General features: G+C 64.0%; 15 protein-coding genes and 1 other annotated feature. Of the genes, 2 read left to right on the top strand and 13 right to left on the bottom strand.

Features of this window, described 5'->3' with window-relative positions; translation table 11 throughout:
* On the top strand, positions 1 to 650 hold a 650-nt coding region (locus QZS21_RS04975), incomplete at its 5' end, for a DUF554 domain-containing protein (RefSeq protein WP_295580915.1).
* Between the two features lie 46 nt (positions 651 to 696).
* On the opposite strand, the gene QZS21_RS04970 is transcribed toward QZS21_RS04975, so the two are convergent.
* The 9 genes from QZS21_RS04970 to rpmG form a co-directional block, all read right to left on the bottom strand.
* Entirely contained in the window at positions 697 to 1,866 is a 1,170-nt protein-coding gene (locus tag QZS21_RS04970) for a hypothetical protein (protein WP_295580913.1), read from the bottom strand.
* Between the two features lie 3 nt (positions 1,867 to 1,869).
* Positions 1,870 to 2,337 carry a sigma-70 family RNA polymerase sigma factor gene (locus QZS21_RS04965; protein WP_295580911.1) on the bottom strand — a complete coding sequence of 156 codons (468 nt, stop codon included), beginning with the start codon at positions 2,335 to 2,337 and terminating at the stop codon, positions 1,870 to 1,872.
* A 124-nt stretch (positions 2,338 to 2,461) separates the two neighbouring features.
* A complete protein-coding gene (gene rplL, locus QZS21_RS04960; protein ID WP_295580909.1) occupies positions 2,462 to 2,830 on the bottom strand; it encodes a 50S ribosomal protein L7/L12 in 369 nt (122 codons plus the stop codon).
* 51 nt (positions 2,831 to 2,881) lie between these two features.
* Positions 2,882 to 3,409, bottom strand: a complete 528-nt coding sequence (rplJ, locus tag QZS21_RS04955) for a 50S ribosomal protein L10 (RefSeq protein WP_295580907.1) — start codon at positions 3,407 to 3,409, stop codon at positions 2,882 to 2,884.
* A 33-nt stretch (positions 3,410 to 3,442) separates the two neighbouring features.
* Positions 3,443 to 3,571 (bottom strand) — a sequence feature (ribosomal protein L10 leader region).
* A gap of 71 nt (positions 3,572 to 3,642) precedes the next feature.
* Complete coding sequence (gene rplA / locus QZS21_RS04950; protein ID WP_295580905.1) at positions 3,643 to 4,335, bottom strand: 50S ribosomal protein L1; 693 nt, start codon at positions 4,333 to 4,335, stop codon at positions 3,643 to 3,645.
* A 91-nt stretch (positions 4,336 to 4,426) separates the two neighbouring features.
* Positions 4,427 to 4,852, bottom strand: coding sequence for a 50S ribosomal protein L11 (gene rplK / locus QZS21_RS04945; RefSeq protein WP_295580904.1), 426 nt, complete (start codon positions 4,850 to 4,852; stop codon positions 4,427 to 4,429).
* A gap of 130 nt (positions 4,853 to 4,982) precedes the next feature.
* Positions 4,983 to 5,507 carry a transcription termination/antitermination protein NusG gene (gene nusG, locus QZS21_RS04940; RefSeq protein ID WP_295580903.1) on the bottom strand — a complete coding sequence of 175 codons (525 nt, stop codon included), beginning with the start codon at positions 5,505 to 5,507 and terminating at the stop codon, positions 4,983 to 4,985.
* Positions 5,508 to 5,517: 10 nt separating this feature from the next.
* On the bottom strand, positions 5,518 to 5,682 hold the full coding sequence (gene secE, locus QZS21_RS04935) for a preprotein translocase subunit SecE (protein ID WP_295580902.1): 165 nt from the start codon (positions 5,680 to 5,682) through the stop codon (positions 5,518 to 5,520).
* Between the two features lie 86 nt (positions 5,683 to 5,768).
* On the bottom strand, positions 5,769 to 5,918 hold the full coding sequence (rpmG, locus tag QZS21_RS04930) for a 50S ribosomal protein L33 (protein ID WP_213038240.1): 150 nt from the start codon (positions 5,916 to 5,918) through the stop codon (positions 5,769 to 5,771).
* A gap of 293 nt (positions 5,919 to 6,211) precedes the next feature.
* On the opposite strand from rpmG, the gene ruvX reads away from it, so the two are divergent.
* Positions 6,212 to 6,640: a Holliday junction resolvase RuvX gene (gene ruvX / locus QZS21_RS04925; RefSeq protein WP_295580901.1), complete on the top strand. Its 429-nt coding sequence runs from the start codon at positions 6,212 to 6,214 to the stop codon at positions 6,638 to 6,640.
* A gap of 16 nt (positions 6,641 to 6,656) precedes the next feature.
* Here the strand turns inward: ruvX and QZS21_RS04920 are convergent, their stop codons facing one another.
* The 4 genes from QZS21_RS04920 to QZS21_RS04905 are packed head-to-tail and all read right to left on the bottom strand — an operon-like array spanning position 6,657 to position 8,017.
* Positions 6,657 to 6,947 carry a hypothetical protein gene (locus QZS21_RS04920; protein WP_295580900.1) on the bottom strand — a complete coding sequence of 97 codons (291 nt, stop codon included), beginning with the start codon at positions 6,945 to 6,947 and terminating at the stop codon, positions 6,657 to 6,659.
* 2 nt (positions 6,948 to 6,949) lie between these two features.
* On the bottom strand, positions 6,950 to 7,354 hold the full coding sequence (locus tag QZS21_RS04915) for a hypothetical protein (RefSeq protein WP_295580899.1): 405 nt from the start codon (positions 7,352 to 7,354) through the stop codon (positions 6,950 to 6,952).
* A 14-nt stretch (positions 7,355 to 7,368) separates the two neighbouring features.
* Positions 7,369 to 7,800, bottom strand: a complete 432-nt coding sequence (locus tag QZS21_RS04910) for a hypothetical protein (protein ID WP_295580898.1) — start codon at positions 7,798 to 7,800, stop codon at positions 7,369 to 7,371.
* Positions 7,778 to 8,017, bottom strand: coding sequence for a helix-turn-helix transcriptional regulator (locus QZS21_RS04905; protein WP_295580896.1), 240 nt, complete (start codon positions 8,015 to 8,017; stop codon positions 7,778 to 7,780). The genes QZS21_RS04910 and QZS21_RS04905 overlap by 23 nt, the downstream gene beginning before the upstream one ends.
* Positions 8,018 to 8,148: the final 131 nt, after the last annotated feature.

Genomic DNA, 8,148 nt, shown 5'->3' with positions numbered 1-8,148 from the left:
TCTCCGCCGTCCTCCCCGCCGGCAGCGCCGCATTGGGCCAGCGGCTGCAGACCATCGTCATGCAGGGCGTGGCCCTGTGCGTGCTGTTCCTGGGCATCAGCGGCTGCCTGAAGGGCAGCAACTCCCTCATCGCCATTCTCTCCATGGTGCTGGGCGCCCTCATCGGAGAGCTGCTGGACCTGGACCGGCGGATGCGTTCCCTGGGCGACTGGGTGCAGAAGCGGACGGAGCATCTGGTCCGCGGCGGCGGACAGGCCTCCATCTCCGAGGGCTTCGTCACCGCCAGCCTCCTCTTCTGCGTGGGCGCCATGGCCATCGTGGGCGCCCTCCAGGACGGCCTCACCGGCGACCACGCCACCCTCTTCGCCAAATCCCTGCTGGACGGCATCAGCTCCGTGGTCTTCGGCGCCTCTCTGGGCCTGGGGGTGGCCTTCTCCGCCGTGGCCATCTTTCTCTATCAGGGCTCCATCGCCCTGCTGGCCTCCTTCCTCCAGCCCTACCTGGGGGACGCGGTCATCGCGGAGATGACCTGTGTGGGCTCCCTTTTGATCGTGGCCCTGTCCTTCAACATGCTGGGCCTGACGAAGATCAAGGTGATGAACCTGGTGCCCGCCATTTTTTGGCCGATTCTGCTGTGCCTGGTGATGTGAAAACGGAAAGCAAGCCCGGCGGACCTGTGGTCCGCCGGGCTTGCTTTCATGTCAGGGGCACTAGGACGTCCCCGAACCGCAGGGCCTCCGCCTGCGTCAGGTCGATGGGCAGGCTCCAGTAGAAGATCCACTCCGTGGCCTCCGTCTCCCCCGCCGCCGGAGTTCCGGCGCCGTAGTTCTCCACCTCGATCTCCATCCCGTCCGCCAGCACCACGCTCTCCACCAACGGCCGAACTGTCCCGTCCACCACAAAGCGGACCTCCTCGGGGGTGACCCGCACGTTCCGGATGACGACCGTGCGCTCCTCGCCGCCCTCCAGCGCCGTCACCTGAGCCCGCTCCGCCGTCCGCACCGGCAGCGCCTGCCCCATGGGCGCCAGGTCAAACCGCAGCGCCCACGGCCCGCCCTCCAGCACCTCGTCTCCGCAGCTCAGGCCCCAGAAGGTCAGCTCCACGGTGCAGCCGTCCCGCAGCGTCACCGCCGGGTCCAGAAACTCCGCGAACACCCGCAGCATGGTGGCCAGATGCCCCTGGCCGTCCGCGCCGGCAAAGTCCGAGGCATACCCCTTCTGCGTCGTCTCCAGCGGCGCCCCCTCCGGAGAGAAAAACGCGATCTCCACCGACTGGAACAGCCGCCGGTCCAGCCGCTCCTCCGCCCCAAAGGCGGCGGCGCCGTCCACCTTCACCAGCGTCCAAAGGGTGTTGTCCCCCACGGTGACGGAATCCACCGTCACCGTGACGCCGTCCTCCACGGCGCTGGCTCCCACCGGAACCGTCAGAGACTCCACAATCCGCTCCTGTTCCTCCGGCAGGGCCGTCTGCGCCGTGTGCCTCTCCCACGCCTCCGCGTGCCACGCCTGGGCCGTCTCCAGCACCGGCTCCGGCGTCTTCTCCGGCGCCTCCTCCGGTGCCTCCGGCGGGGGAGCGGGCGGCTCCGGCCGCTTGGGCGGTGCAGGCGGCGCCTCCACCGGTGCCATCTCCTCCGTCTCCGCCCCGGCCGGGGGCGCGAAGCCCAGCCACCGCCGGATCGGCGTCTCCACCGTCGCCGCCGCCACCGTGCCCGCCAGCACCGCCGCCAAAATCGCCGCCGCCAGCGCGGCCCGGGAGACCTTCCGCCGCACCTTCCGCCGCTCCTGTTTCGTCATATCCGCCACCTTCTTTCGCAAGGTCTCGGAAGCCCGAACCTCGTCAAACACCGCCCGGTACTGTTCCTCCACGGCTCACACCTCCTCCAAGCTCTGTCGCAGTCTGTCTCTGGCCCTGGCCAGCCGGGTCTGCACCGTGGAGGGGTTCAGTCCCAGCAGCTCCCCCACCTCCTTCACGGAGTATCCCTCGTAGTAGTAGAGGTACAGCGGCAGGCGGTACTTGGCGGGCAGGGCCATCACCTCCCGGAACAGCATCCCCCCCTCCGGGGAGGAGAAGGCCGCCTCCCGGCACGCCTCCAGGGACACCGTGTGCCGCCGCCAAGGCGTCCGGGACAGGTCCTTGCAGGCGTTGAGGGTCACCCGCACCAGCCAGTGGCGCAGGTACGCCGCCTCCCCGAAGTCCCTGTCGGATTGCCACAGCCGCAGCATCACGGTCTGGGCGATGTCCTCGGCGTCGGCGGCGTTCCGAAACCAGTTGAGGGCGATCCGGTACACCATGTCCAGATGTTCCGCCGCCGCGTTTGTAAACTGCTCCTCCGTCATGGCCCTGCTCCCTTCCCATCGTGTCAACCGGAATACGGCGCCAACCGGCGAAATATCCCACGGCAAGAAAAAAATCCCTGTCCAGGCGGACAGGGATTTTTTGTAACCGGTTGAATCGGCGGTCTTACTTCAGCTCGACCTTGGCGCCGGCCTCTTCCAGCTGCTTCTTCATGGCCTCGGCATCGTCCTTGGAAGCGCCCTCCTTCAGAGTGGCGGGAGCGCCCTCGACGGTGGCCTTGGCCTCGGCCAGGCCCTGGCCGGTGATCTCGCGGACGGCCTTGATGACCTTGATCTTGGCGGCGGCGTCGAAGCCGGTCAGGACCACGTCAAACTCGGTCTTCTCCTCGGCAACGGGAGCGGCGGCGGCAGCGGGAGCGGCCATGGCGGCGGCGGAAACGCCGAACTCCTCCTCCAGAGCGTGCACCAGCTCGCTCAGCTCCAGAACGGTCAGGCCCTTGATCTCTTCGATCATAGCGGTAACTTTCTCAGACATGTGATGTGCCTCCTAATTGTAAATTTAATAAAAGTAGTGCTGTCGAAACGCTTATTCGGCAGCGGGGGCAGCCTCTTCGGCGGGGGCGCCGTTCTTCTCGGCGATCTGCTTCAGAACGACGGCCAGGCCGGTGATGGGCGCCAGCATGGTGCCCAGGACCTGCGCCTGCAGGACGGGCAGCGCGGGGATGGAAGCCAGGGAGTTGATGGTGGCCAGGTCCACGGGCTTGCCGTCCATGAAGCCGCCCTTGATCTCAAACTTGCCGTCCAGCTTCTTGGCGTAGTTAGCCATGACCCGGGCGGGCGCCACGGGATCATCGCACAGGGCCAGGGACGTGGTGCCGTTCAGCAGACCGTCCAGCTCGCTCAGCCCGGTGTTGTTGAAGGCAAAGCGGAGCAGGGTGTTCTTCACAACCGCGTAATCCACGTTGCTCTCGCGGCACTCCTTGCGCAGGGCGGTGTCTTCTTCAACGGTAATACCCTTGTAGTCGACAATCACACCGGCGGTGGCCTTCTGAATCTTTTCGGTCAGCCCGGCCACGATGGCCTGCTTTTCAGATAAGACCTTTGCGTTAGGCATTCTTGTTTTCACCTCCAGGAAATTTATAGGTGCGTTCAAAAAAGGAAACCGTCCTTGTGCCGCAAAGACACAAGGACGGATAGCAATCTTTCGATTTGCCGCCCTCGGCAGGATTTACGGGCTAGGCCCACCTGCTGTCTTTGGAACGCATCTGATATTATATTCAAGTATCCGACAAAAGTCAATACCCAAATATACGGGGTTGAAAGGGGAAGCGCGCTTCCCCGCGGGACTCAGACCAGCTTCGCGGTGCTCATCTTGACGCCGGGGCCCATGGTGGAAGCGGCCACGCAGCTGCGGATATACTGGCCCTTGGCGGTGGCGGGCTTGGCCTTGACGATGGCGCCCATCAGGGCGTTGTAGTTCTCGGTCAGCTTCTCGGCGCCGAAGGACACCTTGCCGATGGGGCAGTGGATGATGTTGGTCTTGTCCAGACGGTACTCGATCTTACCGGCCTTGACCTCCTTGACGGCCTTGCCCACGTCGGGGGTGACGGTGCCGGCCTTGGGGGAGGGCATCAGGCCCTTGGGGCCCAGGACCTTACCCAGGCGGCCCACCACGCCCATCATGTCGGGGCTGGCAACCACCACGTCAAAGTCGAACCAGTTTTCCTTCTGGATCTTCTCCACCAGGTCCATGTCGCCCACGTAGTCGGCGCCGGCCTCACGGGCGGCGTCGGCCTTGTCGCCCTTGGCGAAGACCAGCACGCGGACGGTCTTGCCGGTGCCGTGGGGCAGCACGATGGCGCCGCGGACCTGCTGGTCGGCGTGCCGGGAATCCACGCCCAGCTTCACGTGCAGTTCCACGGTCTCGTCAAACTTGGCGCTGGCGGTCTTGCAGATCAGGGCCAGGCCCTCGGCAGCTTCGTACTGGGCGTTCTTGTCGATCTGCTTCGCGCTCTCCTGATATTTCTTGCCTCTAAACAATGTTACTTCCTCCTCATAGTGGTTCTTCGGAATCCAATCCTCCCACTGTATGGAGCGGCCTTTTCAGCCGCTCGGCTGATGATAATAGATGTCAGTCGCCGACGACGACGCCCATGGAGCGGCAGGTGCCGGCAACCATGCTCATGGCGGCTTCCAGGCTGGCGGCGTTCAGGTCCTGCATTTTCAGCTCGGCAATCTTCTGAACGGAGGCCTTGGAAATGGTGGCGACCTTGGTCTTGTTGGGCACGCCGGAGCCGGACTCGATGTTGCACTCCTTCTTGATCAGGACGGCCGCGGGGGGCGTCTTGGTGATGAAGGAGAAGGAGCGGTCGGAGTACACGGTGATGACCACGGGGATGATCATGCCCATCTCATTCTTGGTACGCTCGTTGAACTCCTTGGTGAAAGCGGCAATGTTCACGCCGTGCTGGCCCAGAGCGGGGCCGACGGGGGGGGCGGGAGTCGCCTTGCCTGCGGGGATCTGCAGCTTTACATAACCAGTAATCTTCTGTGCCACGGAGTAGCACCTCCTAAAATATAAATGTGGTGGCGGACCCGGGAGGGTCCGTTCTTGGCGGGGCCGGAAGAGCCCCTCCCACTTGTGCCGGAAGCCTCCGGCAATCTCCGCCCTGCCGGGCGGCGCGTGTTCAGCCCTGGACCTCGACCTGGTCCAGTTCCAGCTCTACGGGCGTCTCTCTGCCGAACATGGAGACCATCACGCTGACCCGGTTCTTCTCGGGCTCGATCTCCTCGACAATGCCGGTGAAGCTCGCCAGCGGGCCGTCCACGATTTTCACGTGGTCGCCCACCTGATACCGGACAACGATCTCGTGCTTCTCCATGCCCATGGCCAGCACCTCCTCCTCGGTGAGGGGGATGGCCTTGTTGGCGGAGCCCACAAAGCCGGTGACGCCGCGGACGTTCCGCACCAAGTGCCAGGTATCGTCGGTCATGACCATCTTGATCAGCACGTAGCCGGGAAACACCTTCCGCTCCACCTCTTTGCTGGTGCCGGATTCGGTGACCTCCGTCACGGTCTCCAGGGGGATCTCAATCCGCAGGATTTTGTCCTCCATGTTGCGGCCGGTGACGAGTTTCTCGATGCTGCTCTTGACGGCATTTTCATAGCCGGAATAGGTATGGATGACATACCACTTCGCGCTGTCTGACATATTCTACTCCTTAAGCGCCAAACACGCTGAGGATCATCTGCACGGCGGAATAGGCCACGCCGTCGAAAATCCAAATGCAGGCGCCGATCACGAGAGAGCACAGCAGCACGGTGCCGGTGTTTTTCACAACGGTCTTCCGGTCAGGCCAGACGACCTTTTTCAGCTCGCTTTTCATCTCGCGGAACCAGAGTCCGCGATCCTTTTTCTTCTTCGCTTCTTCTGCCATTCTTCGTTACACGCCCTTTCTCAAATTCGTCGCCATTACTTGGTTTCGCTGTGGAGCGTGTGCTTCTTGCAGAAGGGGCAATACTTGTTCAGCTCAAGCTTGTCCGGGGTGTTCTTCTTGTTCTTCATGGTATTGTAGTTTCTCTGCTTGCACTCGTTGCATCTCAAAGTGACTTTAACGCGCATCTAACGGCACCTCCTTATTATTGGTATCGTTCCCGGCTTGCCGGGGATACCGACTGCCTCCCTGCCTTTGTCTCAGGTCCTTCCCGCCGCGGCTGAAAAGCGAAAAACGCGCACGACAAAAAAGCCCTTTTTCACAGGTAAGAAAGATTGTACCACAGGTCAAACCGAAGGTCAACTGTTTTTTCCATCATTTCTCTTTCTTTTTTCCCGTCTCCGGCGGGGACGCACCGCCCCTTGCGCCGGGGGCGCCGGTGTGCTATGATGGGGCAAAACGGACAAGCGAGGACGGTTTTATGCGCATCATGGCCATCGACTACGGCGACGCCCATACCGGCATTGCCATCTCCGACCCCACCGGCTTTTTGGCCGGCTTCACCACCACCATCGACGCCTACCGCCCGGAGGCCGTGGCAGACCGGGTGGCCGCCCTGGCTGCGGAGCACGGGGTGGAGGAGCTGGTGCTGGGCTATCCCAAGAACATGGACGGCACTCTGGGCCCCCGGGCGGAGAAGGCCGCCGCCATGGCGGAGCTGCTGCGCGCCGTCACCGCGCTGCCGGTGGTCCTCTGGGACGAGCGGCGCACCACCATCGACGCCCACCGGATTTTGATGACCGGGGGAAAAAACGCGAAAAAGCGAAAAAAAGTGGTGGACGCCGTGGCGGCGTCCCTGATTCTGGAGGGATACCTCACCTTCCAAAAAAGCCAGCAGGACCGGCCCTAGGGCCGGTCCTGTTTCCTTATCCCAGCAAAAACCAGAGCCCCGTCCCCAGGGCCCCGGCGGCAAAGGCCAGTCCCGCATACAGCCAGGGCCGCTCCCGGTCCCCGCCGTAGCGGTGGAGCAGCAGCGCCGCCGTCCCCTCCAGGATCAGGCTGAGAAACCCCCGCCAGGCCGGGTCGCCCCGCACCGCGCAGACCACCAAAAACACCTCGCCCAGCGCCACCATGCCCTCCGCCGCACAGCTCCGGGCCTCCTTCTCCAGCTGGACGTCCCGCTCGTCCTTCCGGGGCCGCCGTCCCACCCGCTCCATGGTCACAGCCTCTTTTCATAGAAGACGTTGGCGCCCAGCAGCAGCAAAAACGCCGCCAGCACCACGCCCACCAGTGTTGTCCCCGCCGCCAGCACCAGCGGCGAGCGCCAGACGCCGTAGGCGATCAGCATCCCTCCGGCGGCCAGCAGGCACCCGTCGGTCAGCAGCCGGTAGGCCCGCCAGGCGCTCCGCTGCACCACCTGCCGGTCCCGCTCGTCCGGCAGGGGCATCCCCATGGACTTGTCCACGGCCCACGCCAGGTCCGCCCACCCCAGGGCCGCCAGCAGCACCGTGCTCACCAGCAGCTTGACGGAGACGCCCTGGACCGCCATCAGGATACCGCAGACTGCCGCCAGACCCAGGCAGACCAGCCCCACGGCAAAGTTTCGCCGATTGTAGATCTTCATCTCGTGTTCTCCTCTCATCCCCGCCGTTCAAAGTGCAGAAGGGTGGCCAGCCGGGCCAGACCGGCGGCCAGATACAGCGCCAGCAGCGGCAGCATCATGTGGACGAAGGCCGGGTTCTCCGTCAGCCCGTAACCGGCCACGCAGCCCGCCATCCCCGCCAGCACCAGCCAGAAGCCCGCCCGGTAGCAGGCCGCCCGGCTGCGCAGCTCTATCCAGCGGCTGCGCTCGTCTTGGTCCTCCGTCCGATCCGCCCGGGCGGCCTCCCGGTCCAGGCTCCGCAGGAGCATGCTCAGCCCGGTGAGGACCAGGAACAGGGCGATCAGGCCGTCTTTCAGGCCGAAGCGCTCCCAGCCCCGCCAGAGGCAGGTCAGCGGGTTCAGCAGCCCCAGGGCCAGCGCCGCCAGGCCGCCGTAAAAATTCTTCTTATAGTAGATCCTCTTCCGCATACTGCCGGTCCTCCCACTCTTTATTTTCTGGTAGACAATAGAGCGTCTCCATGCTGGTGCCTAGCACCAGCGCCATCCGGTAGGCCAGCAGCAGCGACGGGTTGTACTGCCCCTTCTCCAGGGAGATGATGGTCCGGGACGACACATGGACCCGCTCCGCCAGCTGCTGCTGGGTCAGTCCCGCCGCCGTCCGCAGCTCCCGAACCCGGTTCTGCACCCGTCTCCCCCCTGCCCCCTCCAGAATATGAAGCACCCTTCACATGAAGGATGCTTCATATTATACACCGCCCGCCGCATCTGTCAACCCTTTTCGCAAAAAAAAACACCCCGGAACGCTTCGCGTTCCGG

The sequence above is a fragment of the uncultured Oscillibacter sp. genome (genome assembly GCF_900544955.1).
Lineage (GTDB): Bacteria > Bacillota > Clostridia > Oscillospirales > Oscillospiraceae > Oscillibacter.
This window is presented reverse-complemented; position numbering and strand designations above follow the sequence as displayed.

Excerpts from the sequence above, each read along its gene's own strand:
- QZS21_RS04965 (WP_295580911.1), bottom strand. The coding sequence starts at position 2,337 with ATGACGGAGGAGCAGTTTACAAACGCGGCGGCGGAACATCTGGACATG.
- rplL (WP_295580909.1), bottom strand. The coding sequence starts at position 2,830 with ATGTCTGAGAAAGTTACCGCTATGATCGAAGAGATCAAGGGCCTGACC.
- rplJ (WP_295580907.1), bottom strand. The coding sequence starts at position 3,409 with ATGCCTAACGCAAAGGTCTTATCTGAAAAGCAGGCCATCGTGGCCGGG.
- nusG (WP_295580903.1), bottom strand. The coding sequence starts at position 5,507 with ATGTCAGACAGCGCGAAGTGGTATGTCATCCATACCTATTCCGGCTAT.
- secE (WP_295580902.1), bottom strand. The coding sequence starts at position 5,682 with ATGAAAAGCGAGCTGAAAAAGGTCGTCTGGCCTGACCGGAAGACCGTT.
- rpmG (WP_213038240.1), bottom strand. The coding sequence starts at position 5,918 with ATGCGCGTTAAAGTCACTTTGAGATGCAACGAGTGCAAGCAGAGAAAC.
- ruvX (WP_295580901.1), top strand. The coding sequence starts at position 6,212 with ATGCGCATCATGGCCATCGACTACGGCGACGCCCATACCGGCATTGCC.
- QZS21_RS04920 (WP_295580900.1), bottom strand. The coding sequence starts at position 6,947 with ATGGAGCGGGTGGGACGGCGGCCCCGGAAGGACGAGCGGGACGTCCAG.
- QZS21_RS04915 (WP_295580899.1), bottom strand. The coding sequence starts at position 7,354 with ATGAAGATCTACAATCGGCGAAACTTTGCCGTGGGGCTGGTCTGCCTG.
- QZS21_RS04910 (WP_295580898.1), bottom strand. The coding sequence starts at position 7,800 with ATGCGGAAGAGGATCTACTATAAGAAGAATTTTTACGGCGGCCTGGCG.